Here is a 25558-nt window from a genome sequence, read left to right as displayed (position 1 = left end):
AATAAAGTTATCTATTTCTTATTTGACTAACGGGTGCTTATGTTAAAGATGGGGTGGCTGATGCAAGCCCTTTTTCTTTATTCGACTAATGGGGCAGGTTCTTTAAGGAAACAGGTGGTGTTTTTAGTGAAACGCGGCGTAAAAGTATTAATAACTGTTCCGTTTGTCTTTGTAGCGATATGCATATTATTTTTGTTTTATGTTTTTGTTGGACAGGAATATGTTCATGCTAAGAAATATGCAAACAGACTATTGGACTTTGAGTTACCTGAAAAAACAGAAGTGATAGAACAAGATTTTGATTATGGAGTTCTCTATGGAGGCGGTCCGTGGGGGAGCGGAGGTTATCCAACTGTTGTTGTAAACATAAGAATATTAACTAAATTGAGCGAAAAAGCAATTTTTGAACATTATAAATCAAAAGACTTTGAAATATATTTCGAAGGTACAGAAGAGTTAAAGAAGAACAGTAAAAACCAAATCTGGTACGAAGGGTTAGTTAAAGAGGAAGATGCTTTGAGTACAGAAGAGAATAATGAGGCACCAATTGAAGTTATTATTCAATATAGAACGGAATTTAGTTATCCATTTTTCATAGACTTATATTGATTTAATTGGTGCATTTTCAAGACGAATTAATGTTCCAGTTGTGAAATCTTATTAAGCTAACGGGTGCTTTAGTTAAAGAAGAATTAAACAACTTTATTATTCATGTTTAAATATAAACACATTTATATGAATAGAAATTAAACAACTTTAATGAGCCTTGCTACAATAAAATGTAGCAAGGCTCGTATCTTTTAAAACAAAATTCAATAACTTTATTATCAGTAGACACATCTGCTTTCTTCATTTTTCAAGGGATCGCATTTTTTAGTGAATTCACTAACGTAAAAGTCTTAGTAATGTTGCTGGTATTAATTGAGTATAGTGTTTTTTAGTTTACCAACGATTTTTATTAATTTGTATAATCTATAAAAAAGAGTGACGTTTTTATGTTGTTGTTTAATCATGGAAAATTTAGCAAAGCCGTTAACATACCTACTTATAGGTGCTTTACTCTAATAGCAATCTTCCACAACCGGGCGCGATTGTGGAACAGGAATTAAAAGGGTGATCCCTATTCGTTATGACTAATAGGGATCACCCTTTGCTTCGTTATAACTTTTTACGAATTAGGTGTTGCTACCATTTGGTTTTTTTAATTATTATAACAGCATCGTCTTTCGAAGGTACCTTAAATGGATCCAATCTTTTTAGGACAATAAGTATCCAAAATTACTTAACCTGCCTAATTTACTGCGTTCACTTTAGGGCGTTAAGTGTGACCTCGGCAGCCTGCGCAATCAGCGCATCGTCATATTTGGCATCCTCCGTATCATGACGAGACATAATGGCCATAACGATGGGTTCCCTGTCTGGTGGCCAAACAACTGCAATGTCATTTCTCGTTCCGTAACTTCCAGCTCCACTCTTATCACCGACTTTCCAGCCTTCAGGCGCCCCCGCACGAATCAGTTTATCGCCTGTAGCATTCCCTTGCAGCAAATCTGCGAACTGTTCACGCTTCTCACCCGAAAGCAAGTCGCCGATTGCAAATGCCTGTAGACTAGTGGCAAGAGCTTTCGGTGTACTAGTGTCACGAGTATTTCCTGGAGTAAATGTATTTAAATCTGGTTCAAAGCGATCCGCCTGGGTAACGTTATCACCTATTTGTCTTAAGGCTTGTTCAAATCCTTTAGGACCTCCCAATGCCTCAAATAAGAGGTTCCCCGCAGTATTGTCACTGAATCGAACTGCCGCCTCACTTAATTCCAAAAGGGTCATCCCGGTATCTATATGTTTCTCTGTAATCGGAGAATAAGGAACTAAATCATCCTTGGTGTAGGTGATAACTTCTTTAAGCTCTTCCAAAGAATTTTGCTGCAGCAAGAGGGCTGCGGCTAAAGCTTTGTAAGTAGAGGCAAAGGCGAAACGCTCTTCTGGTCGATATTCGATCGTCTGGTTCGTGCCCGTATCAATCGCATAGACACCAATCCGAGCATCAAACTCGTTCTCAAGCTGGGCAAGCTTTTCGTCTATATTTGCTCTTTGTCCTACTTCATTTTCCTCTTTAGATGGGGCCTCAGTCGAATGGTCTTTATCCACGCAAGCAGTGAGTATAATCACTGCCAGCAACAACATGAGCTGTGTAAAATGACGCATGCTAAATTTGTGTCTATGTGTGTTTTTCAAATCCATAACCTCTTTCTAGTTTTTATCTATTCAAAATGTAACGGGCTTCTTTGGACTAGCCATAATGAAGCGAGTCCTGTTTTCACTGATTGGCTACTAAAGAACATTGATTGGCTGGCTGTTTACTTATAGCGCTAATTTAAAATCACTGAGTAGTCACGAAATATCCAATCTATGCCTCCCTTAATCAATATTGGACTACATCTGTAATCAAATATTACATTTGTAGTCTACAGAAGTCAATCTCTTTAAACTAAAAAAGTTTCTCACTCTTTCAGGAAAAGATCCTAAAGGCCATGATTCTCTAAGATTATGTGTTTTAACACTTTATACTGAAAATTGATAAATAGATAATGAAGTGCTAAACTTGAGTGCTTCAAAGATGTGATAAAATTGCAAATGGATAAGAAACAAATTGATGTCCATTTTTATGGAATAAATCACAATAAAGGCAATTGAAATTCTTGGAAGGGATCAGGGGAGTGTAAAGGATTACAGTGATACTTCGGAAAATGGAGGTAAGGAGATATGTTCTTCAGCCATTTAGTCACAAGTTTTATTGTGTCATCTATGACTATAGTAGTTATTTTGCTTATTAGGAAATTATTCTCTGATCAACTTTCAGCAAAATGGCAATACAACCTATGGTTTTTATTATTAATCGCATTAACGCTTCCATTTATACCGAAGCAATGGATTCATTTTGAAAATCATTTTAATTTATTCAATATCAATCACGGCAATAGAGTTGGTAACGCTTCTATCCATGCCACTGAAGGTTCTGCGCTTAGTAATACAAATTGGATAGAGGACTTTACGGTATCTGTCAATCATCTTAATTTGACATTCTTGAATGCTGTTTTAACAAGTATTTGGATTGCAGGCATGTTAGTTATGGCAGTCCTTTTCCTCCATGCCTGGTTTAAATTAAAGAAAATAAAAAATACGATAACCGTCTTGAACAACAAAGCCATTTTACACTTATTTGAACGATGCAAGCAGGATTTAAATATATCTAAACCTTTAATAGTAGGAGAATCACCACTCGTCAAATCTCCAATGACATTCGGTCTATTTAAGACCTATGTTGTGCTGCCGGTACGTCTCGACGAATGGTTGTCCAGAAAAGACATCGAATACATTTTTATGCATGAACTGCATCACTATAAATACAAAGATATAGCAACGAATTATCTCATTATCATGTATCAAATTTTGTATTGGTTTCATCCGCTTGTATGGATTGCTTTTAAAAACATGAGAATGGATCGTGAAATAGCTTGCGATATGGCTGTTTTAAAATCTTTAGATGAGCATTGTCATGCAGATTATGGGAATGCGATTATTAATTTTGCAGATCTAGCATCACACTCAAAAGACTTGGCTTGGGCCAATCAGTTTAATGGTTCCAAGGAGCAGATAAAAAAACGGATTGAAAAAATCGCATCCTTTACAATTGAGTCGAAGTGGATGAAGCTGAAAAGTATTTCAATCTTTACCGTTATAGGTGTATTTGTAGCAAGTCAGATCCCCTTCATTTCTGCAATGGCCACTACTAATGATCGCTATGATTTTACTAATGATCGCGCGTTTTACGAGGATTTGAGCGATTATTTTGTTGGATATGATGGAAGCTTTGTATTATACGATACGAAAGCTAATCAATATAGTATATATAATAAAGATAAAAGCACGCTGAGAATTTCCCCGAATTCTACTTACAAGATTTATAGCGCGTTAATTGGACTAGAGTCAGATGTAATAACAAAGGACAATTCCATTATGAAATGGAATGGAACAAAATATCCTTATGAATCTTGGAATGCGGATCAAAACCTATCAAGTGCTATGAGAAATTCAGTCACCTGGTATTTTCAGGAGTTAAACCAAAGAATCCCGCAAGACACCATCAAGGCTTATCTCGAACAGATAGGCTATGGAAATTCTGATCTTTCTGGTGGATCAGATTATTGGTTGGAATCTTCATTAAAGATTTCTCCCATTGAACAGGTACAATTGCTATCAGCATTTTATACAAATCAATTTGGTTTTGAGAATAAGAATATCCAAACCGTGAAAGATGCCCTTATATTAGAGGCATACAACGATTCCCAGCTCTCCGGGAAAACGGGGACTGGCAATGTTAATGGCAAAAATATAAACGGTTGGTTCATTGGATATGTAGAGACCAAGGATAATACTTATTTCTTTGCAACAAATATACAAAATGAAGATAATAGTTATGGAAGCAAGGCAGCGAAAATAACGTTATCAATTTTGAGAGATAAAGGAATCTATTAGGGAAACAGCAGAATAAGTTGAAGCATGTTGTATGTCATCTAAAAGAAGGAGGAGGGTAAGGTTGGCGAAGGAAATCCCCAATATTTCAGAGTCAGAATGGGAAGTAATGAATGTTCTGTGGAAAAAGGCTCCGCAAACGGCCAATGATGTTATATCTGTCTTGCAGGAAAAAACGGATTGGAAGCCGAAAACTGTGCGTACTCTTTTGGATCGTCTCGTTCACAAGAAAGTGATAGGTGTCAATAAAGATCAGAGGGTCTATACCTTTTTTCCACTTTATTCGCAAGATGAATGTCAGCGCGCCGAGGCACAGTCTTTTGTTAAGCGAATTTATGGTGGAGCGTTAAAGTCGATGCTAGTTCAGTTTATCCAAGAGGATTCCTTGTCAGAAACGGACATTAAAGAATTACGTTCCATTTTGGACGAAAAGCCTAACAAAAAGAGAACCAAAAAGTGAATTGCAGGTAGTTGAAATCATAACATTTGATCACTGAATGTCCATTATAGTTTGTAGTAGGAGAAAGAGGAGGGTTACCATGTGTTACAGCTCCTCTATATTTGATAATAGGGGGGCAGAAGACGAGGATCGAAAAGACAATCACTTAGGAAATGGAGGTTTTATGTAGCTGCACAAAAAGCAGTAATTTTAAGAATGATTTATCGTTAATTTTTTTGGCATAGGAATCTAATTTCCATGTTTTCACCCACAAAAACTTTCAGATTTGTGGGTGAAAACCATTGTCCAAATGAAGTGGTGCACATAATCTTATCCATTATAAAGGACTTTTTGTTTGTACAAACTAATAAAATTGAACATTTTAATTGTCTTGAATAGCGTGATTAAGTGAATGCAACGCTAGGGCTATTCTACGGTTTCTTTAAAATCTTTACCCTCTACTTCGATTTGGTTCATCAATTTCTGGTAATTTTCTTTCTCTTTGGTTGATTGGCTCCAAGTTTCCGAGTAAAGATGTGTAATTTGTCCTCCTGCCGCTTGGACAATGGCCTGAACGTTCTCTTCCTCATTGATCAACAAAAAGTAAGAAATAGCTAAGCCTAATTTTTGATTGCTTACTTTGTCTATTTTAGCGTTGGCTAATTGTTTTAGAAGTGGATGATTGATATTTTCCTGTAGTGCTGGTTCATAATCTTTGGCAACAAATTGTTCCATAGTATCTATTAGGCTGCCATCTTTTAAACTTTGCGTAAAATGAGTGACAGCAGGCGTATTTTCCTTGATAATCGCCATGTCCTTGTCTTGCTTTTGCTGTTCTTGTACCATAGTAATGGATTCTTTCATTTCTGGTGATACAGGTTCAGGACGATTATAATCGTCGATCATCGCTGGAATAAATCGTATCATAAAGCTTAGAACAATCCCTAACATTAAACAATAGGCTGGCCACTTCCTATATTCCTTTGGCCAATCCATCGTTGTCTCCTTTTTTTGAATAGCGGGCTCAGGCTGCAGTACAGCATCTTTCATCACTGTTTTCTCCTTAATGGCGCCAATGTCTGCAGAACCCCAAATTTGCGATAATTTTACTTCTAACTCATTGGATGACAAGGCAGCTTGCGTTTGAACAGGCTGCTCTTGATTTTTTTCCAGCTCTTTTCTCATTTCCTTTAATGCCGTTTTTTGCGTAGCTTTTGTTTTTTTCTGCATTGCCGCTTCTTCCGATTCAGTAAATCCGGCCTTTATTAATATCGATTTTGCTATTTTTGAACATATAAACAGGACCAGAAAAAAAGCACCCATGATAATAAATAAGTTATTCCCTAAAAGAGCGTAAGATCCGGCTAATTCTAAAAGCAATACAATCACTGCTAATAATCTTAACGATATTTTATCTTTTGAAAGTTTCACAATTAATTGAACAGGAGCAATCCATATTTTTTGTAGAGTCAGCATCATTTCTCGTTTTGCGCGAATGAAGACATTTTTGGTAGGATAGATTTTTTTATAATATTCTCGAATGGTTGGATCATTAGGTTCAAGTCTCATTGCTTCTTCAATCAGCATTTGGGCCTTTTTATATTTTTTTCTCTCGTAGGCGGCCCAGGCAAAATCCAGCAAATTTTTGCTATTTTCCGGATTTGCTTGCAATGCTAGCTGCTCATATTTTTCTGATTCCTTCCAATTGCCAAGATTAAACATGGCCATACTATAATCCTTTAAATAATCATCATTCTGAGGATGGAGCCTGATTGCCTCTTGAAGGGCAGCTAATCCTTGCTCCTGTGTAATAGAAGAGAGACGGGCATATTGAGAGTGCAGATAATGACTCTGAGGGTAGAGACGGAGGCCTGTTTCTATCAATTCTTTCCGCTTTGATTCCTCTATTCGGAGATCATCGTACATCAATACCGCTAGCGTAAGCACTTCCTCATCTTCAGGTGCTCTACGAAGTGCTTCGTTTATCCAAACCACCACATCATCAGGCTGCTTTAACGTATAGTAATGATAGGCCATTAATAAATAGCCAGGATAATCTTCTGGCTGTTTTCGAATAACCTCTCTAGCCTGCTCTCTTGATTGATCAATTTCCCCATTCTGGATGTAAGACTTAATGAGGTTCACTTTGCTAATAAATGATTCTTCCATTTATTTCATCCTTTATTTCAAATTGTTTTTATAAATATAGTCCAGCACATCTTTATATTCTTGATTAGCATCACTGAACGTGGCATAACTTTTGGCTGTTGCAAACCATTCAAGCGTCGTTGGCTGCCGTTTTTCCATCGCAGACAATAAATCTTGATTGGTTAAAGGCTGAATTTCTCCTGTTTCAAATGATCTAGCAATGGCTGAATCAATCGCGTCTTTCACTAGGTATTCTAAATCTGCACCAGAAAAATGTTCAGTATATTTTGCCACTAGATCCAATTGCAGGCCTTGCTGTGGTTTTCCTTTCGTCTTAATCGTTAAAATGGCTTTCCGCTCTTCTAATTCCGGCGGCGGCAGAAAAATCAACGAATTAAATCGGCCAGGACGTCTTAGTGCCGGATCCAGATACCATGGGGTATTGGTAGCACCAATGACATAAATTCCTTCATTATCTGAAACCGAGCCGTCAAGTTCAATTAACAATTGATTGACCAGCATCCGTTCATGATGGGCAGACATTTTTTGCCGGTTCCCTCCGAGGGCATCTAATTCATCAATAAACAATACGCAGGGGGTTCTTCTTCGAGCATCTTCAAAAAACTCATGCAAATTTTGTTCTGCCTCACCCGTCCACTTTGAAAGAATGGACTGCAGGTCTAAATGGATAAAACGAGCATTAATTTCACCCGCTACCGCTCGAGCCAAAAAGGTTTTTCCACATCCAGGCGGGCCGTAAAAGAGTAAGCCGCCCCCTATTTCCTTTCCAAAGGCTTTAAAAATATCCGGCGATTGAATCGGCAGGATAAAATCCATTTTTATTTTTTTCTTCACTTCTTCTAAACCGCCTACATCCTCAAACGTTTCGCGCTTCTGATCTAACTCCACAATTTTATTTTGTTCCTTATCAAACGAAATCACTTTTAATTTGTCCTGTTGATTTTCCTGATTCATTTTGATTCCCCCAGTCAAGGACTTTACAGATTGAAAAATCTTTGTCTAAAAGTATGAAAAATCTTACTAGAAGGTATTACCAATAAAGCACCTTATTCATCATAAGTCACTAAATGCCTATTTTTCAATATTATAAAAGTCTTAATGTTCTAGAAAATCGGATCAGATCCGCGCTTAGCTAATATTTTAATGAAGAGGAAAAATGATTTTAATAGTACGGTTAATCATAAGAATCCTATAAGTGAATTCTCCGCAAAAGGGCACAATTGCCGAGCAATACAGGGCCAACCTTTTTATAAAATCAGAATAAGCTCGTTGGATAAGAAATCATTTTGATCAATCTTTTTTCAAAATGGTTTCTTTAGGGTGTGGTGAATGTGGTTGTGACAGTTTTTTGTTCTATCGTTTCAAGCATACTGGGAGGAATCTCCTGCGTTTCAAATAAAATGGTTGCATGATGATGGATGTGTGTATATATTGTATATATAGTGTATATACAATATATAAAGATTTGAATGATCATATGTAAATCGCTCTTCAATGACAATCACTGAAAGGGTAACAGCCAGCTACCCTTATCATCTATTTAAGGATCGTTTAGTAAAGACTCAGGATGTTAAAACGTGAGAGGAGAAGACTTCAATGTCAGGCGTAGAAAAAACACTTCCTATGAATCGAGCAAGACGCTGGATGATCACCATTGGACTATTTTTAATGGTTCAATTGCTCTTTGTCGCTATTGATGGCACTTTCCTGGAGCCAAATATAAATGATAGTGGCCATTTATTTGCCAGAATAGCGAGAGGAATTTTAGGATCGAGATTATTTACAGAATGGATTACTCCTTATTCCATCCCGTTTTTTAATATGTTCATGACCATTCACGTTATAGCTATAATGATTCAGGCCGTACAAGACCTTATTTCAAGTATGTTTTCAAAAAAGTAAAGAAGAGGGATTGGCATGCAAATAATTATTTCCAACAGTTCAAAGGAGCCGATTTATGAGCAAATTACGAATCAAATTAAATCGTCTATTTTAGCAGGTGAGTTACAAGAGGGGACAGCATTGCCTTCCATACGCCAGCTTGCAAAGGATTTGCAAATTAGTGTGATTACAACGAAACGAGCCTATGAGGAATTGGAGAAGGCGGGCTTTATTTATTCTATTGTTGGAAAAGGCTCTTTTGTTGCAGAACAAAATTTAGAGGTTATCAGAGAGAAGAAACTGAAGGTCATTGAGGAGCAGCTAAGTGCGGTGATAACGAATAGTAGAGAAATTGGACTGTCACTTGATGAATTGCAGCAATTATTGAAGATTTTATATGAGGAGTGAAACGGATGGGAAATGTGGTTGAACTAAAGAATGTCACGAAAAGATTCAAAGATTTTTCTGTAAAAAATATTAATTTACAAGTGAAGCAAGGCTTTGTAACGGGATTCATTGGAGCAAATGGAGCGGGTAAATCGACAACGATCAAAATGATGATGAATCTATTAAAGCCCGATGACGGGGAGGTGAAGATTTTCGGTTTAGACTACACGACACATGAGAAGGCGATCAAGGAGCGGATTGGGTTCGTATATGATGGCAACGTATTTTTTGAAGGGCTGAATTTAAAAGATATAAAACGCATTGTGGCGCCAGCTTACAAACATTGGAATGATACACTATTTTATCAATATATCGAGCAATTCGAATTACCGCTTAATAAAGCGATAAAAACTTTCTCAAAAGGGATGCAAATGAAGGCGTCATTGGCGATAGCCTTATCGCATCATGCAGAGCTGATTATTATGGATGAGCCGACAGCAGGCTTAGATCCCATTTTTAGACGGGAGCTGTTGGAGTTGTTACAGGAATTAATGATTGATGGTCAGCGTACCATTTTCTTCTCTACGCATATTACAACAGATTTAGATCGTATCGCAGATTATATTGCTTTTATACAGAGTGGAGAAGTCGTATTTAATCAATCCATCCACGATGTAGCTGAAAACTATGCGCTCGTTAGAGGAGGAATGGATCTTTTAGATAGAGACACAGAAAAAGCTTTTGTTCACATTCATCGCGCACCAACAGGATTTGAAGCATTAACCGATGATATTAAAGAAGTCAAAGATATCTTTGGAAATTCGGTTGTCATTGAACGAGCGTCTCTAGAGGATATTATGTATTACTTGAAAGGAAGAAAAAGCTATGCTTAATTTAATCAAACGTGATGTCATCCTACAGAAACGACAGCTATTGATCTTTATTCCTTTTATTGTATTTTTTATTTTCATGGACTCACATCCGGCTTTGATTTTTCTAGTGGCCAGTATTTTTATTCCTTTTAATACGTATGCCTATGATGAAAAAGCAGAGACAAATATTTTGTTAAATTCCCTACCTTATACACGTAAGGAAATTATCGCATCACGCTATTTTGGTGCCATTATTTATATGGTTTTAGCTATTGGTGTGACAAGTCTAGCATTATTTGTATTAAATAAATCGTTTACGATGACTGATATGGCGATCGGCAGCGGCTTATTTTTATTATTCGCTTCGTTTACCTTCCCATTATTTCATATTTTCAAACCGGGCTATATTACAACGGTCGTACTTATTAGCTTTATCGTTATAGCAGGGGTAGGTCCGCATATTGTATTGTTTATAGCTGAACGTTTGACAGTGATAACTGATTTTATCCTCAATTTATCCAGATCGGCTTTATATACAGGAGCGGCAGTGGCTATCCTGACACTCTATGCTGCTTCTTGGGGGATTACCACTGTTATTTATCAGCGGAAAGCATTTTAAAATGATATCATTCGCTCATCTCAAGATGTATAGGCCAAACAAGAGAGAACGGTTTCATTAATGGTTCGTCTGTTAGACATTGGTAATAACTTGCTGTAGAATAGTTTCAATGTTTAGTGGATTTGGGGAGGATATGATGAACGAAGAAGAAAATAAAGCTGGTTGGGATGCAATTGATCAAGCAATGAAGGATTTATATGGAGAACAAGAGCCTAAACATTTTGGAACGTTGATTTCCTATATGCTCGGTGGGAATGACCCTTTAGATGGGATCAGTGTATATGTGGCAAAAGAACCTATTGAGCATTGGCATTTTGTGACCTATGGATTTTCAGAGCTCTACGAAAAAGAAACAGAAGATCCTGAAAACAGCGGCTTTGGATTTGAATTAACGTTCAGGCTAGCAAAGGCGGATCATGAAACAGAACCGCCAAACTGGGCACTGAACCTTTTACAAAATCTCGCCAGATATATATTTGGAAGTGGAAATGTATTTAAAAAAGGTGATTACATGGATGCCAATGGCCCCATCTGCCTTGAATCAAATACAGCTTTAACAGCACTTGCATTTACGAACGATCCTGAACTGTCTAGTATGGATACGCTGAATGGGAAGGTCGAGTTTATTCAAGTTGTGGGAATTACAGCGGATGAATTGGAAGCCATGCAAATATGGAACACACTTGGTGTCTTAAAGGCCTGTGCCAATCATATGCCCTATTATATTACCGATCTATCGCGTACATCCTTTCTTCATGACGCAAAGGTAAATGACGCTATTCAAAAAGGAAGTAAAACAGACGGATCAAATACTGGCTTTCTTTTTAACGAACAAATCACATGGAAGCCTGCTCAAAAAAAATTGTTCAAGAGATTGCCTGCTACCGTAACATTTGGAGCTAAGCAAGCGAATACTATTGGGAAGGTACTTCAGGGGCGTGCGGTGAAAAAAGAACCGCTTAGATTAGTAAGTAATGAAGCGAAAGTTGTTTTTTTATTCGGAGATCAGCCACAAGTAACGGAAAAAGAAGGTTACATGGAGATTATGTTAAACGAAAAGGCCATGAAAGAATTAACAGAGCAGCTTCAACCTTGTGTAAAAAAGTTTTCCATCCCTTCTTTAGAATCGGTTGTCTTTGAAATTGTGAAAACAGATGTAAAAGATTCAGAGGGACATGTCGTTGAAACGATCGGGTAGACGTGGTTTCGAGAGAAAGTTTGATAATTAAAGAGTATAATCAAAAGGATTAGCATGTAAATAAAAGAGCTCCCTCATAGGGGCTCTTTCGTTCGTCGATGTTGCATTTTTTAGATTTGAAATAAAGCACGGTGTTTATAAAAAGCTTAACTAAAACCCCTGAGTTGATAGGCAGGATTTTTTCTTTTTCTACAAACGGGCCCAATTCTTAAATAAGGAATGTGGCATCAGAAAAAATACGGATTTACAACGTGAAGGAAATGTGAATGCTACCATCAAAGACGTTATACACTTATTTTATAATCTCTAACAGGCTTTCTAATTTATTTATTTCGTAAGTAGGTGTTAAAGTTGTATTATTTTCCTTGTACTGAGAATTGAACCAACAAGTATCAATACCATAGTTCATTCCACCTTGAATATCAGAAGTCAACGAGTCGCCCACAATTAGTACGTTGGCTCTTTCTGTAATCTGTAGCCTATTAAAAGCATAATCGAAAATACCTGTTTGCGGTTTTTGGAATCCAGTGGATTCAGAGATAATAATATGTTCAAATGCACCTTCTAACGGGGAATGATGAATCCTTGATGTTTGTACATCAGTGTAGCCGTTCGTAATAACGGCTAAGCGTTTATGAGAGAGACCCCTTATGACTTTTTCGGCTCCTTGGACGAGATGCGTTTGTTCTTCAAGAAATCCCAAATAATCTTGATTAAATACAAAAGCATCAATTTCAAGTTCATGTTCTAGAAATAATCTTCTAAATCTCTCTGAACCTAGTTCAATAAGGCTCATTTTTCCACTTTCTACATCTTTCCACAATACTTTACTAATTTCTTGGTAACTCTTTTCGTATAGCTTTAAGCTATTTAATAAATTATATTTATCAAAGACTTTACTAAAAGCCTCTTGCTCCGATTTAGTAAAATCAAAAAGTGTGTCATCTATATCAAAAAATATAATATCGTAATTTTTCATTTTATCCACTACTTTCTCATTCAGTTAAGGCTGCTTAAAAATTATCTGCTTCCTATACACCTCTTCTCACAAATCATTATTGTTTATTGAAGTATATAGAGCGCATTTGCAAAATAAAGTTTTGAATGGCTGTTAGATAAAGACTGAAAGGTATTTCTTAATGAATCTTTATTCGTTGCCATGATGTACAATAGTTAGCCCAGGTTCTCTGTACAAGGTGTTCACTTTATTAGCCAGGCTTCCCCACTCAAGTTATGTTGACGCATTTAGCTTTAAAATTGTTCATCTGTCATGATGGTCATAAAGTCGGAAAAGAATCGTTGATAACTGAGATAAAAAGCAATACGATGTTTATGTTCGTTTTCATCGAATGTCTTCCAAGGACGTATGTCCGCAATAGCTTGCCCCCGCGAAATTCCTTCTGCCGTCACAACATGGACAGGCAAAGTTCTAAAGCTGAACCAATCATTGTGAATGATGGCCATTAATGTGATAGCATCATGAACAGGGCTCCCTTTAATGGCTGGATTGCGCTTTTTATAAAATTGATAATAATAATCGAGCAAGGGTTTAAGAATTTTTGCCTTTCCTTTTGCATAAATGTAATCTACCATCTCTGGTGTGACGATGGCTTTTTCTGTGATATCCAAGGGTATAATCGTTACATTTTTCGCATGTTGCAAAACGATCTGTGCGGCCATTGGATCCCCATAAAAATTGGCTTCCGACACAGCAGTCACGTTCCCTGGAACAAAAAAAGCTCCTCCCATGATATAAAATTCCTTTACTTTCTCCATCAATCCACTGTGTGAAATAAACAACATAGCTAAAGAAGTAAGGCGGCCGATATTGACAATGGTCAATTCTTTTTTATATTGGTCAACTAAGTTAATAATCTCATGAAAGTTTTCAATAATTGACCCTTCCAGTCCCTGTATGGGAGCTGGTTTAATCGGTCCTAGGCCGTAGACACCGTGGATTTCCGGAAAAAAAACTGGTTCTTCTCCTGTCATGGGCTTTTTCGCTCCTGCAATCACTTTAACATCAGGAATGTTAAACAGCCGGATCAAATAATGAATGTTTCGTACAGTTTGATCACGAGAGGTGTTCCCATAATCAGCCACAACGCCCACGATATCAATTTGTTCATTAAAATAACCATATAAAAGGGCAACCGTATCGTCAATGCCTACATCTCCAAACAATAAAACCTTTTTTCTCATATAACCATCCTTTGCAGGTTTACTTTAAAGGGATAGAGGGATTGTTTTACAATTATTCCTATTAAAGGAACATAGCTTAGTATATGTTCTTTTTTAGGATGGAATGATTAGACGTAGTCTTAATTCTTTTTATTAAAAGTTAAACAACGTGATTATTGCTATACAAAAATGGCATGGAGAAAGAGGGCTGTAGTTTTATAAAAAAGATTGATAGTTTTCAAGAGAGTTTGATTAAAAATCCTGTATTGGTATACAGGATTCAGACTGTAGACAAACTCAATGAAATTCTAGAGTTTGTCTACAGTCCTTTTTATTTTGCTTGTGAATGGGGGCTGTTGATTTCCATTCCAGGCGCTTCGCTTTCCGCGGGGCGGGCGGTGAGCCTCCTCGCCGCGAAAGCGCCTGCGGGGTCTCACCTGTCCCGCTGATCCCGCAGGAGTCTTTGCGCCATCCATTTCAATCAACAGGGGTTACAAAGTTAGAGTAGCCGTACAACCATACCTGTTTTAAAATAAATAGATCAAACACTTGAGGTGAGAAAGATGCTTTCGAAAAACAATCCAATCCAACGGAATCAAATAGAAATGATCGCTCTAGACCAGCTTGTACCAGAGAATCACCTGGTCCGTAAAATGGAGGCAGCGATGGATTTCTCTTTTATTTATGACTTGGTGGAAGGATTGTATGCGGAAGTGGGCCGCCCAAGCATTGATCCAATTATTTTAATTAAACTAACATTTATCCAATATGCCTTTGGCATTCGATCCATGCGCAAGACGATCGAGGAAGTGGAAACGAATATGGCCTACCGCTGGTTTCTCGGTTATGGATTCCATGATAAAGTGCCGCATTTCTCTACCTTCGGTAAGAACTACGAGCGTCGCTTTAAAGATACCGACCTGTTTGAACAGATCTTCTATCGTATCTTAAAAATAGCTGCCGAGAAAAAGCTCATTAGTGCGGAGCACGTTTTTGTGGATTCCACTCATGTAAAAGCTAGCGCGAATAAGCGTAAATTTGAAAAGAAAATGGTTCGCAAAGAAACACGCGCGTATCAGGAACGCCTCCAAGAAGAGATTAATCAGGACCGAGAGGATCATGGAAAAAAGCCGTTCCCGCCAGATAAGTTCGATAAAGAAGAAACGAAAGAAATCAAGGAAAGTACAACCGATCCGGACAGTGGCTACTACGTTAAAGACGAACGAACCAAACAATTTGCCTATTCCTTTCACGCGGCCGCAGACCGTAAGGGATTCGTAATTGGCACAATGGTCACACCAGGCAACACACATGACAGCCAAATCTTAGAGCCGTTAATGGAGAAAGTGATAGAAAAGGTAGGAAAACCTAAAGCTGTTGGTGCAGACGGAGCTTACAAAACACCTGCCATTGCCAGTTATTTAATGGAAAACGGCATGACACCTGCTTTGCCTTATACACGGCCGCGCACAAAAGAGGGCTTCTTCAGAAAGCATGACTATGTGTACGATGAACATTTTGACTGTTACCTTTGTCCGACAGGGGAAGTATTGAATTACTCAACGACGAATAAGGAAGGCTATCGTGAATACAGATCACCCAAACAGATTTGTACCTCCTGCCCTTTTTTAGCTAAATGCATGGAAAGCAGAAATCATCAAAAAGTGGTGACACGCCATATTTGGCAGAAATATATGGAAGAGGCCGACCATCTTCGCCACCACGAAGAAGTTAAAGCGATTTATGCGGAGCGAAAAGAAACGATTGAGCGTGTATTCGCAGATGCAAAAGAAAAGCATGGCATGCGTTGGACAACGTTAAGGGGACTTAAAAAATTGTCGATGCAAGCGATGCTTACTTTCGCTGCCATGAATCTCAAGAAAATGGCCAGCTGGACTTGGCGAGAACCAGAAATGGCTTAAATGATGACCTCGGAGAGGTCTATCTTTCTCTCGAATGGCTTTAAAACTACCGAAAAATCAAAAGGGGTTCGGAATAAGACTATTCCGAACCCCTTTTGTCGACAAACTGAATCCTGTATTGGTATACAGGATTTTTTGTTCTATACTCGGTACTGTAGATTTGAAATGAGGTCGCGATGTTCTGAATAAAGCCATACAGTTTATAAAAAATTTGCACTGCTTTGCCTCTTTAGGTACGATCGTCTAAAGGGGTGTTTTTTACAGTGAGTGGAAGAAATATGCGAGTAAAAAAGAGGGGGAAATAACTCGTATTAAAGTCTAATAAAGAGGAGCTATTTTTATGGATCAAAGAGTTCCCACACCAGTTCAAAATATTTTAAATGAGTATATTTCCTTGTTTTATGAACGAATTCCTAATACCTTTGAAGGATTATATTTACATGGTTCCATTGCTCTTAATGCTTATATTCATGGTTCTAGTGATATTGATTTCATTGCAATTGTTAACCGTCAATTAACTGAAGCAGAGATAAAAATTCTATCTAATACTCACCGAAGTTTAACCAACAAATATAAAAAAACAGGAATGGACGGATGCTATCTTCTTTGGGAAGACATAGGTAAGAAGCAAACTGAAACTAAAAAATGTTTATATGTAAACGAAGGAAAAGTAGGATGGAGCAATCATGAGATTAACCCGGTCACTTGGTGGATTCTGAAAAACAAGGGCATCAGTGTGATAGGTCCTGATATCACTTCATTTCACTTTGACGTTAAAGAAAATGATCTGACTACTTATGTACTAAACAATATGAATACCTATTGGTTAAATCGAATAAATACCATGAAAAGATTCAAAAAAATGGCACTTCTATTACCAAACAAAATTTTAGATCAGGAATTGCAATGGTCTATTACGGGGATGCTACGCCAATTCTATACACTTAAAGAACATGAAATCATTTCAAAAGTAGATGCAGGCAAATATGCAATTAATTATATGCCAGACAGATGGCATAACATTATTAGGGAAGCGATAAGTATTCAAGAAGGGTTAGGAGTACGTTACTATAATTCTAAGAAACGTCGGATTAATGACGCCCTGCAATGTATGGACTACATACTTAATTATTGTAATAGGATGTAGAACATCTAATCATTATGTAAATGCTTCCTCAAGAAAAAAAGAACGATTGTAGAGAAATACTGTTAGAGAATGATTAAACCGTTTTACAAAAACTAACCTCAATATGTTGGAAAAGAATTGATTTCGATCAATCTTTTTTCAAAATGGATTCTTTTTATTTATCATAGAATATTAGTTTATGAGGTTGGATTTGAGTCAATAATTTGGACACAAAAAAGTTAAGTCTTAGGCTGTTTTTCTAATTTGTTCCTCAATAGCTTGAGGTGTTTGATAGTCAATACTGCTGTGAATTCTCTTTCGGTTATACCGGCCTTCTATAAACTGAAATATGGCCAGCTTTGCAGCTGGATAGTCCGTGTATTGCGTATGATAAACTTCTTCTTTCTTTAATATAGCGTGAAATGACTCTATACAGGCATTATCATTTCTGGCTGAAAGATTGCTTGATTCCTTGTTTTTGGACATGCAGAGTAAACTTACTGCTGGTATATTGTGAGCCAAGATCGGTATGAAGAATTAAGCCCTTTCGGGGCTTTTGAGAAAAACAGGCATTTTGAAGTGCTTCGATCACCAAGTCGGATGTCATAGAACGAGAAAAAGAATAGCCAATGATTTTTTTCGAGTGAAGATCCAATACAGAGGCCAAATAGCACCAGCCATCTCTTGCCGTAGGGATATAGGTAATATCCGCCACCCATTTTTCATTGATTGTGCAGGTAGAGAAGTCTCGCTTTAAAAGATTGTCCAGCTGCACAACCTTTTCCTTTGAGGGATAGGGACGATACTTCTTCTTGATAATCGAACGGATGTCGGCCTTTTTCATTAGGCGCTGGACGCGCTTTAGGCTTAGGAAAAAACCTCTGTTTAATAAGGTTTTATGAATTTTTGGAGCGCCGTAACGAGCCTTACTTTCCAGGTGAATCCGTTGGATTTCCTTCGTGAGTTCCCGATTTTCTATTGCACGCTTTGACGTCGTTTTTTCAAGAGAATCATAGTAGCTACTTCTTGGCACGGCCAGTACTTCGCACATTTTCTGGATAGGGTATTGATCTTTGTGTTCCTCAATAAAATCATTAAGCTCTGCTTCGGTTACTTTTTCGTGAATATGACCATAGCCTTTTTTAAGATTTCTACTTCCTGTTTTAGCCGAAGGTTTTCTTTCTGAATATCCGCTAACTCTTTCGGTGTTAGGGCCTCTTTCTCCGAACTGATGGGGGTAAAGTCTTTCACCCATTTATATCGTTACTTCTGATACGCCATATTCGCTGCTTAATTCTTTAACTGAGCTGCCGGAATGATATAAATCCACAATAGTTTTCTTAAAGTCATCATTATATTTTTTGCCTGCAGGCTTACGTTCCAATTCGGACACCTCCTCTCAAAATAATTGTAAGGACTTAATTAAACTGTGTCCATGAAACTATACTAACTCCAAACTTTTCATAACGACTTTCAAGAATCGGGCCTTTAATTAAATAAGGATTATAGAAATGATCAAACTTTCTTCAAAACAAGCTCTTTCCTTTTCTTTGTTTACCAAGGTTATTAGTCTCAAATTGATCAAATTTTTATTTTAAATCCACAGTAAGAACAAGTTTTGAAAATGAATGAACCTTGTTCTTTGTTTTTACACATTTACACTTGAATTGATGTGTAAATGTATTATAATTTATTTATCAAATAAAAAGAAATAACAAATAAGTTATCCCTTAGATAATACATATTTTTTTACTTTTGGATTACACTTCTCCTCTTGTGTATATGTGTAATCAAATTTATACTAATAAAAAGGAGCGAGAATCATGACTAAAACAATTACATTTGCAAACTTTAAAGGTGGAGTGGGAAAAACCACTGCTAGCGTTTTATCCTCTTATCTCTTACAAAAGTCAGGAAAGAAGGTTTTATTAGTTGACTTTGACCCACAATATAATGCAACAGAAATTTTATTTAAAACATTTGGTGTCAAAGATAAATTAAAGACGAGTCTTTTTGAGGCTATCGAGGAACAAGACTTATCAAAAGCAGTTGTAAATATTACTCCTACACTCGATATACTGCCAAGTGAAATTGATTTAGCTGGTTTCCCGATGCACTTGTACTCCTTAACACAAGATAAAACAAAGCAGTTTTATTTTCTCGATTTTCTTTTACGCCAGATTAAAAAAAATTATAATTATGTTATCATTGATGTGCCTCCGACAATTAGTGAATTTACAAACAATGCTATTGTAGCTTCCGATTACATCGTTGTTATTATGCAGACACATCAACAGTCTCTTAAAGCGGCAGCACAATCTTATGAGAACATGAAAATTCTTAAAGAATATAATCCAGCAGTTAAACTATTAGGGGTAGTTCCATACCTAGTTGATAAAAGAGGCAAAGTAGATAATGAAGTTATTGAAGAAGCCAAAGAACTGTTCCAACATTATCTTTTCAAAAATTGTATTATGAAAAGAGAACGAATCAAAAAGTTTAGTAAAAACGGTATTACTGATGAAGATATGCATGATATAGATGTCTTAAATATGTATCAAAAAGTAGTAAATGAATTCTTAGAAAGGATTGAAGCAGAATGAGCGAAAAGCCAAGATTTGAGGATATAGATACAAGTAAATATTCAGCACAGAGAAAAAACCCCTTTGAAAAGGCACAGTCGAAAGCCGCACATAAAACCATTCGTATTTATGAGGAAGACTATAAAGAACTTAGAGCGCTTGCTTTTCATGAAGATAAAAGTATTGTTCAGATCGTAGCAGAGGCAGTTGAGCTACTAAAAAGAGAAAGAGGACAGTGAAACAAAAAAGAAGTAATAAGCAAATTATTACTTCTTTTTCATCATAGTTTTACACAATTACACATGTGTAATTGTGTGTTTGATTGTGATTTTTGTAGAACAATAGTAAGTTTTGATATATGATGTTATAATCTTCATATTTTGTTAGATTACAAATACAAACAAACAAAGTTCACAAATTCTTTATTTGTTTGTTAAAAAAATAAAATCCCTACTCCCTTCATTTGTTTGTCCGGTCGCCAAACAGTTCAAACAAATGAGTAACCATGCAGAGAAATTCAAAAAGAGATACTTCTTATTTTTAACACGTTTTTATACGTATTAATTGTACCACATTTTCTTATGGGGTTAAAGTAAAACCACTAGTTTTTGTTCTCTTTTTTGTCTTTCTCTGTTTATAGCACCGGCAGAGATATAGGAGGATATTTTTTATGGCTGAAAAGTATAATATTTTAGAAGAATACAGATTGAAATATTATCAATTACCTAAAGTTCTTTTCACAAATGATAACTATAAATCTTTGTCAAATGATGCAAAAATAGCTTGGAGTGTTTTACATGATCGTTTTAATCTGTCCAAGAAAAACAATTGGATTGATGATCAAGGGAATATCTATTTTGTTTACAATAACAAAGATCTTATGGATATTTTAAATATCAAAAGTGAAGCTACTGTCATCAAAATAAAAAAAGAATTGGTTAAAGCTAAATTACTTGAACAAAAACGTCAAGGACTGAACAAATGTAATCTTCTCTACCTGCTTAAACCTGAGGTTACTAGAAATGATATTTATGCTATTGATAAACTAGAAAATTCAACATCATTAAATGGCAGTCAAAATCAAGAATCACAAGGAACTACAAAAAATGAAGTTCAAGAAGTCCAAAACTTAGAGTCTATCAATACTGATCTTAATAACTCTTTAAATATAGATACCAATGATACATATAAAGATATGAACATTAGTAATTTTTCAAAAGATAGTCCTTTAAGATTTACTGAACAGGAACAGGATCAATTATTTAAACAAGCTTTTTTAGCAAATAATACAATTGGTATTGATAAACGGATTCCAGAACTAATTGTTAAATTTGCGGAAAATATAGATCAGGTTGAATCCTGGTATGGAATTTTAAAGAGAGCCAAAAGTTCTGCTGAAAAAGAATACCGAGATCAATATTATCGTTTAGCTGAAGAAACAGGAGACACGGCATTACTGAAAAAAATCGAGTCCACAACTTTCTTAGTCACATTAGAAAACGGGGAAGTGGCGAATCAAATCATAAATTCACTCATTTATTGCATCAGAAAGATGACAAAAGATGAATCAATCGAAAAAGCAGATAGCTATCTTTTTATGTCACTTAAAAAAACATTTTTTGAGATTCTAAAAGAATCCAATTCGTTCAGTGAATATGTCTGTGAACATTTAAAAAGCAAACATATACCAGATTTATTGCTTGATGAATATATAAATTCTGAATCGAGAGTAGAAGAATAGTCCTGTATTGTGTAAAAAAACATAATTTCCGTTTTTCAGGGAAAACACCTCTTTTCCTGTCTTCTATCCAATTGTAAGGTTATGTTAAAATGATGGCTGATGAAGAAAAATCTCATTTTTTGTTGATTAAAATCTAAAAAAAATTGAATTGATATCAATCAAATGTTAGAATCGGGGTAATTTAGATAAAAGAGCGATTTTTTTAATCTCTGGAGAAATTTAGCGTTGAGTACAATGAAGAGACAGGATATTTGAGCGAACCTATTATTTTTATTGTGTATAAGAGAAAAAGCCACATGCTGGTGCGGAGAGTTTTCTTAATAGGAGAATAATTTATAATCTTTCATAACGATACAGTTAAAAAAGTGAGCTTTGACAAAGTTGAAGGATTTTAACTAGAAAAGAAAGCTTAGTAAAGGTGGCCTTTTGGTTTATAGCATTTAGTTAATTTAAGATGCTAGTATTTTTGTCCATTGAAAACTATTCAACTTTTTCTTTTGCTGCATAGAAAGACATTAGACTGATTTTTAACTGAAAAGGGATAAGTTTGTTTGGGATTCGCAACAGTGTGATATACAAAGTTAGCAACAATACATATAAAAGTTAGACGAGCGAATCCCTCAAACAAGAAAAGTGGTAGATTCAAACCTGCTGCCTTTTTGTTTGAGGGATTTTTATTTTAATTAAAAACTGTGTCTTAATTTGTTGAAATAGATCTATTTGTCTGGATTGCACCTCGTTATGCACTAGAACTAGAATAAAAGTTCTATGATAAAAGTTGTGAAGGAACCTACGTTCCTTTTTTAGGATTCTAAAGAAAAGAGGTTTTTTCATGGAATTAACACCACCGTACCTTGAAAAAGATAATGATAATAAATACATATTGTCATACTCGGAAGATCTACGAAAAGAGATTGATCTAAAGGATCTTATACAAAAATTAAAAATAGAGATTGAAATAACTAGCTATTAAAGGTTAATGCTCATTTATCCTTTTCTTTCATCATTCTTTGGATGCGTACATACCTTATAGCTTCTTCAATTTCTTCTGTTGTTGCTTCCCTACCCTCTATTACAAAACGATAATTTTCTTTTAATTCTTCAGGTGTAATAAAAGGGTTAGCATTTAATTTTTTTATTAAATGACTTTGTTCTGGCGAATAGTCTACAGGACTATTTGTTCTAAGTAAGAGATAATCAGCAGAAACATTGAGAATATCTGCAATTTTTTTTAAGGTATCCATATCTGGCTTTTTCCTATCCCGTTCAAAATATGATATTGCTGATTGGTCTACATTTATAGCATCAGCTAATTCTTTTTGCGTTAAATCCTTAGCTTTTCTGATGTGTTTTAATCGTTCACCAAAAGTATTTAAATTGTTCATTAGTCTCTAGCCTCCTCCTACTCATTTTAAAGGTTTTATATTATTTAGTCATATTTTGTGTAAAAAAAAATGACCGAAAACAAAAAAGTTTGACAAAATGACCATTGGTCATATATTGTGTAATTAATCAATGATGATAAAGCATATTAGAGGGATGTGTTTGATCATTTTGAAACAATGTAAAGAAAATGAACGAATGATTGAGCTGCGAAAACAGAAAGGATTAACTCAAAAGCAATTAGCTAAAGAATTGCAACTTGATCAAAGCATGATCTCTTGTGTTGAAAGAGGAAAGAAAGAATTTGGAAGAGACAATAAAGTTAAAATAGCGAATTATTTTAGTGTATCAGTTGAATATTTGTTTTATGAGAACTATATAAACGAATCATTGAAGATCCAGAATCAAATTTCTAATTTATATGACCAACAGTCATAAAGATAAGGAGGTTCAAAATGGAACAATTAGCATTGCCGCCAGTAGAGAAAGATAAGGAAGAGATTATTGAGTACGTTTTAAAGGATTGGATAGAACCTTATTATTCGATGAAATTAAAATCAGGTGGGTACAGTCCAAAAGTTACAAGCACTATCTCAGACATACCCTCTTCACCAAATCATCCATTTCGTAGCAGGACTGAAGATTTAGTAATAAAAAAGTTAACGGCGAAAGAATGGATTATTTATTTCCACAGCAAGTTAAACAATTTACCTGAACAGCTTCAACAAATTATCGAAAAAAAATATCTGTGTAGAGGCAGCGATGGAAAATACCCATTAGACCAAAAAGTTTATCTAGATTTACATTTAAGCCGGACAGTTTATTATAAACGTCGAAAACAGGCCTTATATTGGTTAGGGCTTGCACTAAAGGGTGATGGAGAGAATTTTGAAGCGACTCAATAAGGTACTCTTTGGAATTAGTAAAATACGCTATATTTATAGGCGATAAGGAACAGGGGAAAATATATCATTTGCAAGTTGAAAGGAGAAGCTTTTATGAAAAAGGTATCTAAATTTATCATTACTAGCTTTCTAGGAGCCAGCCTTGCATTAACGCCAATAACAGAAAGCATGTTGAACGTTTTGGACAATTCTCAAATTGCTCAGGCTGCCACAATTCAAAAGAAATTTAAAGATGTATCAGATAATTCTTATGCTTTTGAAGCTATTAATGAATTAACTAAAAGAGGGATCATTAGTGGCTATCATGATGGATCATTTAAGCCGGAAGGAACTGTTACCCGCGGACAATTTGCAGCATTCTTAGCTCGATATTTAAACTTGCCTAATGCAGACAGCAAATTTAAAGATCTCCCGAAGTCTGCGGCATTATATAAAGAAGTTAGCCGTGCTGCCAAAGTAGGGATCATCAAAGGAGACACTAAAGGATACGTGAAGGCTGCTGACAAAGTTTCTCGGGCGGATATTGCTATTATGATTGATCGGGCAATGCAATTAAAAGGGAAATACAACGAAACAACTGAACTAAGTTTTAAAGATAATGGCTCTATTCCGGCTTATGCAATGGAGTCAGTTAAAAAAATGACAAAGTATGGAATCATTCAAGGAAAAGGAAATAACACATTCGCACCAACTGAATATGCAGATAGAGCAGTTTCAGCCGTATTTGTACATCGTATGGTAAGTGTTATTGAAGGCAAGATGGATACTTCTAATCCAGAAAAGCCTTCTACTGGCGACAAGCCTGATTATCATTCTTGGTCATACGAAAAGATGGTTCAAGAAATTGGATTACATACATTGTTACTTCGTGATTGGGCGACTGGTGAAATAAAAGAATATAATGTCACAAAATATGTTTATGATGTATATCAAGAGCAAACGCCAGACAAAACACAACCTCATCCAAGTGAAAGGCTGAAAACTAGACTTGAAGGTTTATCTTATAACGATTCAGCAATGTATCCGCAAGGTGAAATTATTGCTTACAATGGTAAGGCTCTGAAAGACAGTGCAATTTGGTCAGATGAAAGGGTTGCAGCATACCCAAGTAGACAACAAGTAGGTGAAGTCATGCCTACACACCCAAAACAAAACGGACAATTTTTAATTGATGTATATACTTTCAGACCTGATTTTGTCACTTTCAAGAAAGATAAACTGGAATTGGGGAATTTAGGTGAAACTCCTGTTCCTCATAATGATAATGATTATATTATGAATCTTAAAGGATTATTTGCTCAGGCATCAGGCGTCAAAGTAGTTAATGGTGGTGCAGAGATTTCTTACGGGCAGAATAAAATCACTCTCAAAAATGGCAGTAAGACAATGATTGTTAATGGAAAGCAAACTGAATTGACGGCTCCGGCAACGGTAAAAAATGGGCAATATTATGCTCCTGTGAGGGAAGTAGCGGCAGCATTAGGTTTATCAACTAGAAAAGTTGTGCAAGGGGTCGGTTACTATAAATATGATCGGGCGACTGACAAAATAAACTTCGGTTATAAACTAGAAATTGCAAACTTTGATCTCCCGTTGAAGGCAGGCGTTTGGAAGTGATGA

General features: G+C 36.0%; 22 protein-coding genes and 2 pseudogenes. 16 read left to right on the top strand and 8 right to left on the bottom strand.

Annotated features, from left to right (window positions below):
- Positions 1 to 126: 126 nt before the first annotated feature.
- The gene (locus tag MKZ02_RS22805; RefSeq protein WP_340856752.1) at positions 127 to 609 is read left to right on the top strand and encodes a hypothetical protein; all 483 of its coding nucleotides are present in this window, start codon (positions 127 to 129) and stop codon (positions 607 to 609) included.
- 696 nt (positions 610 to 1305) lie between these two features.
- Here the strand turns inward: MKZ02_RS22805 and bla are convergent.
- A complete protein-coding gene (gene bla / locus MKZ02_RS22800) occupies positions 1306 to 2205 on the bottom strand; it encodes a class A beta-lactamase (RefSeq protein WP_445324347.1) in 900 nt (299 codons plus the stop codon).
- Between the two features lie 558 nt (positions 2206 to 2763).
- Here bla and MKZ02_RS22795 point away from each other — a divergent pair.
- Entirely contained in the window at positions 2764 to 4536 is a 1773-nt protein-coding gene (locus MKZ02_RS22795) for a BlaR1 family beta-lactam sensor/signal transducer (protein ID WP_340856748.1), read from the top strand.
- 61 nt (positions 4537 to 4597) lie between these two features.
- Complete coding sequence (blaI, locus tag MKZ02_RS22790) at positions 4598 to 4993, top strand: penicillinase repressor BlaI (RefSeq protein WP_340856747.1); 396 nt, start codon at positions 4598 to 4600, stop codon at positions 4991 to 4993.
- A 119-nt stretch (positions 4994 to 5112) separates the two neighbouring features.
- Here the strand turns inward: blaI and MKZ02_RS22785 are convergent.
- The 3 genes and pseudogenes from MKZ02_RS22785 to MKZ02_RS22775 form a co-directional block, all read right to left on the bottom strand.
- Positions 5113 to 5310, bottom strand: a pseudogene (locus tag MKZ02_RS22785) (IS4 family transposase); the annotation flags it as partial.
- An 88-nt stretch (positions 5311 to 5398) separates the two neighbouring features.
- On the bottom strand, positions 5399 to 7141 hold the full coding sequence (locus MKZ02_RS22780; protein WP_340856746.1) for a tetratricopeptide repeat protein: 1743 nt from the start codon (positions 7139 to 7141) through the stop codon (positions 5399 to 5401).
- A gap of 12 nt (positions 7142 to 7153) precedes the next feature.
- Positions 7154 to 8095, bottom strand: coding sequence for an ATP-binding protein (locus MKZ02_RS22775; RefSeq protein WP_340856744.1), 942 nt, complete (start codon positions 8093 to 8095; stop codon positions 7154 to 7156).
- Positions 8096 to 8737: 642 nt separating this feature from the next.
- Here MKZ02_RS22775 and MKZ02_RS22770 point away from each other — a divergent pair.
- From MKZ02_RS22770 to MKZ02_RS22750, 5 genes are all read left to right on the top strand, one after another.
- A complete protein-coding gene (locus MKZ02_RS22770) occupies positions 8738 to 9043 on the top strand; it encodes a YfzA family protein (RefSeq protein ID WP_340856743.1) in 306 nt (101 codons plus the stop codon).
- A 15-nt stretch (positions 9044 to 9058) separates the two neighbouring features.
- Complete coding sequence (locus tag MKZ02_RS22765; protein WP_120038450.1) at positions 9059 to 9430, top strand: GntR family transcriptional regulator; 372 nt, start codon at positions 9059 to 9061, stop codon at positions 9428 to 9430.
- Positions 9431 to 9435: 5 nt separating this feature from the next.
- The gene (locus tag MKZ02_RS22760) at positions 9436 to 10302 is read left to right on the top strand and encodes an ABC transporter ATP-binding protein (protein WP_340856741.1); all 867 of its coding nucleotides are present in this window, start codon (positions 9436 to 9438) and stop codon (positions 10300 to 10302) included.
- The gene (locus tag MKZ02_RS22755; RefSeq protein ID WP_340856740.1) at positions 10295 to 10900 is read left to right on the top strand and encodes an ABC-2 transporter permease; all 606 of its coding nucleotides are present in this window, start codon (positions 10295 to 10297) and stop codon (positions 10898 to 10900) included. Before MKZ02_RS22760 ends, MKZ02_RS22755 begins: the two co-directional genes overlap by 8 nt.
- A 136-nt stretch (positions 10901 to 11036) precedes the next feature.
- Positions 11037 to 12098, top strand: coding sequence for a suppressor of fused domain protein (locus MKZ02_RS22750; RefSeq protein WP_340856739.1), 1062 nt, complete (start codon positions 11037 to 11039; stop codon positions 12096 to 12098).
- Positions 12099 to 12390: 292 nt separating this feature from the next.
- Here MKZ02_RS22750 and MKZ02_RS22745 read toward each other — a convergent pair whose 3' ends face one another.
- Positions 12391 to 13077 carry a YjjG family noncanonical pyrimidine nucleotidase gene (locus MKZ02_RS22745; protein WP_340856933.1) on the bottom strand — a complete coding sequence of 229 codons (687 nt, stop codon included), beginning with the start codon at positions 13075 to 13077 and terminating at the stop codon, positions 12391 to 12393.
- Between the two features lie 272 nt (positions 13078 to 13349).
- Positions 13350 to 14300: a nucleoside hydrolase gene (locus MKZ02_RS22740; protein WP_340856737.1), complete on the bottom strand. Its 951-nt coding sequence runs from the start codon at positions 14298 to 14300 to the stop codon at positions 13350 to 13352.
- A 542-nt stretch (positions 14301 to 14842) separates the two neighbouring features.
- Between MKZ02_RS22740 and MKZ02_RS22735 the strand changes: the two genes are divergently transcribed.
- Both MKZ02_RS22735 and MKZ02_RS22730 read left to right on the top strand, forming a co-directional pair.
- Entirely contained in the window at positions 14843 to 16201 is a 1359-nt protein-coding gene (locus MKZ02_RS22735) for an IS1182 family transposase (RefSeq protein ID WP_340853644.1), read from the top strand.
- Between the two features lie 340 nt (positions 16202 to 16541).
- Entirely contained in the window at positions 16542 to 17348 is an 807-nt protein-coding gene (locus MKZ02_RS22730) for an aminoglycoside adenylyltransferase domain-containing protein (protein WP_340856735.1), read from the top strand.
- A 225-nt stretch (positions 17349 to 17573) separates the two neighbouring features.
- Here MKZ02_RS22730 and MKZ02_RS22725 read toward each other — a convergent pair.
- Positions 17574 to 18711 (bottom strand): annotated as a pseudogene (locus MKZ02_RS22725) (IS3 family transposase).
- 439 nt (positions 18712 to 19150) lie between these two features.
- Here MKZ02_RS22725 and MKZ02_RS22720 point away from each other — a divergent pair.
- The 3 genes from MKZ02_RS22720 to MKZ02_RS22710 all read left to right on the top strand — a co-directional run bounded on the left by MKZ02_RS22720 (position 19151) and on the right by MKZ02_RS22710 (position 21650).
- Complete coding sequence (locus MKZ02_RS22720) at positions 19151 to 19930, top strand: ParA family protein (RefSeq protein WP_340856734.1); 780 nt, start codon at positions 19151 to 19153, stop codon at positions 19928 to 19930.
- Positions 19927 to 20148 carry a hypothetical protein gene (locus MKZ02_RS22715; protein WP_340856733.1) on the top strand — a complete coding sequence of 74 codons (222 nt, stop codon included), beginning with the start codon at positions 19927 to 19929 and terminating at the stop codon, positions 20146 to 20148. The genes MKZ02_RS22720 and MKZ02_RS22715 overlap by 4 nt, the downstream gene beginning before the upstream one ends.
- 431 nt (positions 20149 to 20579) lie before the next feature.
- Positions 20580 to 21650, top strand: a complete 1071-nt coding sequence (locus tag MKZ02_RS22710; protein WP_340856731.1) for a replication initiator protein A — start codon at positions 20580 to 20582, stop codon at positions 21648 to 21650.
- A gap of 983 nt (positions 21651 to 22633) precedes the next feature.
- Here MKZ02_RS22710 and MKZ02_RS22705 read toward each other — a convergent pair.
- The gene (locus MKZ02_RS22705; RefSeq protein WP_340856729.1) at positions 22634 to 23035 is read right to left on the bottom strand and encodes a helix-turn-helix domain-containing protein; all 402 of its coding nucleotides are present in this window, start codon (positions 23033 to 23035) and stop codon (positions 22634 to 22636) included.
- Between the two features lie 160 nt (positions 23036 to 23195).
- Between MKZ02_RS22705 and MKZ02_RS22700 the strand changes: the two genes are divergently transcribed.
- From MKZ02_RS22700 to MKZ02_RS22690, 3 genes are all read left to right on the top strand, one after another.
- Complete coding sequence (locus MKZ02_RS22700; RefSeq protein ID WP_340856727.1) at positions 23196 to 23471, top strand: helix-turn-helix domain-containing protein; 276 nt, start codon at positions 23196 to 23198, stop codon at positions 23469 to 23471.
- Between the two features lie 17 nt (positions 23472 to 23488).
- Positions 23489 to 23938: an ArpU family phage packaging/lysis transcriptional regulator gene (locus MKZ02_RS22695; protein ID WP_340856726.1), complete on the top strand. Its 450-nt coding sequence runs from the start codon at positions 23489 to 23491 to the stop codon at positions 23936 to 23938.
- A gap of 93 nt (positions 23939 to 24031) precedes the next feature.
- Positions 24032 to 25555 (top strand): S-layer homology domain-containing protein, encoded by a 1524-nt coding sequence (locus tag MKZ02_RS22690; RefSeq protein ID WP_340856725.1) that lies wholly within the window; start codon positions 24032 to 24034, stop codon positions 25553 to 25555.
- Positions 25556 to 25558 lie beyond the last annotated feature (3 nt).

This window comes from Pseudobacillus sp. FSL P4-0506, from assembly GCF_038003025.1.
In the GTDB taxonomy this organism is placed as follows: Bacteria; Bacillota; Bacilli; order Bacillales; family Domibacillaceae; genus Pseudobacillus.
Note: the sequence above shows the minus strand (reverse complement) of the source record. Positions and strands in the feature narration are given on the sequence as shown.

Excerpts from the sequence above, each read along its gene's own strand:
- bla (WP_445324347.1), bottom strand. The coding sequence starts at position 2,205 with ATGCGTCATTTTACACAGCTCATGTTGTTGCTGGCAGTGATTATACTC.
- MKZ02_RS22795 (WP_340856748.1), top strand. The coding sequence starts at position 2,764 with ATGTTCTTCAGCCATTTAGTCACAAGTTTTATTGTGTCATCTATGACT.
- MKZ02_RS22780 (WP_340856746.1), bottom strand. The coding sequence starts at position 7,141 with ATGGAAGAATCATTTATTAGCAAAGTGAACCTCATTAAGTCTTACATC.
- MKZ02_RS22775 (WP_340856744.1), bottom strand. The coding sequence starts at position 8,095 with ATGAATCAGGAAAATCAACAGGACAAATTAAAAGTGATTTCGTTTGAT.
- MKZ02_RS22770 (WP_340856743.1), top strand. The coding sequence starts at position 8,738 with ATGTCAGGCGTAGAAAAAACACTTCCTATGAATCGAGCAAGACGCTGG.
- MKZ02_RS22765 (WP_120038450.1), top strand. The coding sequence starts at position 9,059 with ATGCAAATAATTATTTCCAACAGTTCAAAGGAGCCGATTTATGAGCAA.
- MKZ02_RS22760 (WP_340856741.1), top strand. The coding sequence starts at position 9,436 with ATGGGAAATGTGGTTGAACTAAAGAATGTCACGAAAAGATTCAAAGAT.
- MKZ02_RS22755 (WP_340856740.1), top strand. The coding sequence starts at position 10,295 with ATGCTTAATTTAATCAAACGTGATGTCATCCTACAGAAACGACAGCTA.
- MKZ02_RS22750 (WP_340856739.1), top strand. The coding sequence starts at position 11,037 with ATGAACGAAGAAGAAAATAAAGCTGGTTGGGATGCAATTGATCAAGCA.
- MKZ02_RS22745 (WP_340856933.1), bottom strand. The coding sequence starts at position 13,077 with ATGAAAAATTACGATATTATATTTTTTGATATAGATGACACACTTTTT.
- MKZ02_RS22740 (WP_340856737.1), bottom strand. The coding sequence starts at position 14,300 with ATGAGAAAAAAGGTTTTATTGTTTGGAGATGTAGGCATTGACGATACG.
- MKZ02_RS22735 (WP_340853644.1), top strand. The coding sequence starts at position 14,843 with ATGCTTTCGAAAAACAATCCAATCCAACGGAATCAAATAGAAATGATC.
- MKZ02_RS22730 (WP_340856735.1), top strand. The coding sequence starts at position 16,542 with ATGGATCAAAGAGTTCCCACACCAGTTCAAAATATTTTAAATGAGTAT.
- MKZ02_RS22720 (WP_340856734.1), top strand. The coding sequence starts at position 19,151 with ATGACTAAAACAATTACATTTGCAAACTTTAAAGGTGGAGTGGGAAAA.
- MKZ02_RS22715 (WP_340856733.1), top strand. The coding sequence starts at position 19,927 with ATGAGCGAAAAGCCAAGATTTGAGGATATAGATACAAGTAAATATTCA.
- MKZ02_RS22710 (WP_340856731.1), top strand. The coding sequence starts at position 20,580 with ATGGCTGAAAAGTATAATATTTTAGAAGAATACAGATTGAAATATTAT.
- MKZ02_RS22705 (WP_340856729.1), bottom strand. The coding sequence starts at position 23,035 with ATGAACAATTTAAATACTTTTGGTGAACGATTAAAACACATCAGAAAA.
- MKZ02_RS22695 (WP_340856726.1), top strand. The coding sequence starts at position 23,489 with ATGGAACAATTAGCATTGCCGCCAGTAGAGAAAGATAAGGAAGAGATT.
- MKZ02_RS22690 (WP_340856725.1), top strand. The coding sequence starts at position 24,032 with ATGAAAAAGGTATCTAAATTTATCATTACTAGCTTTCTAGGAGCCAGC.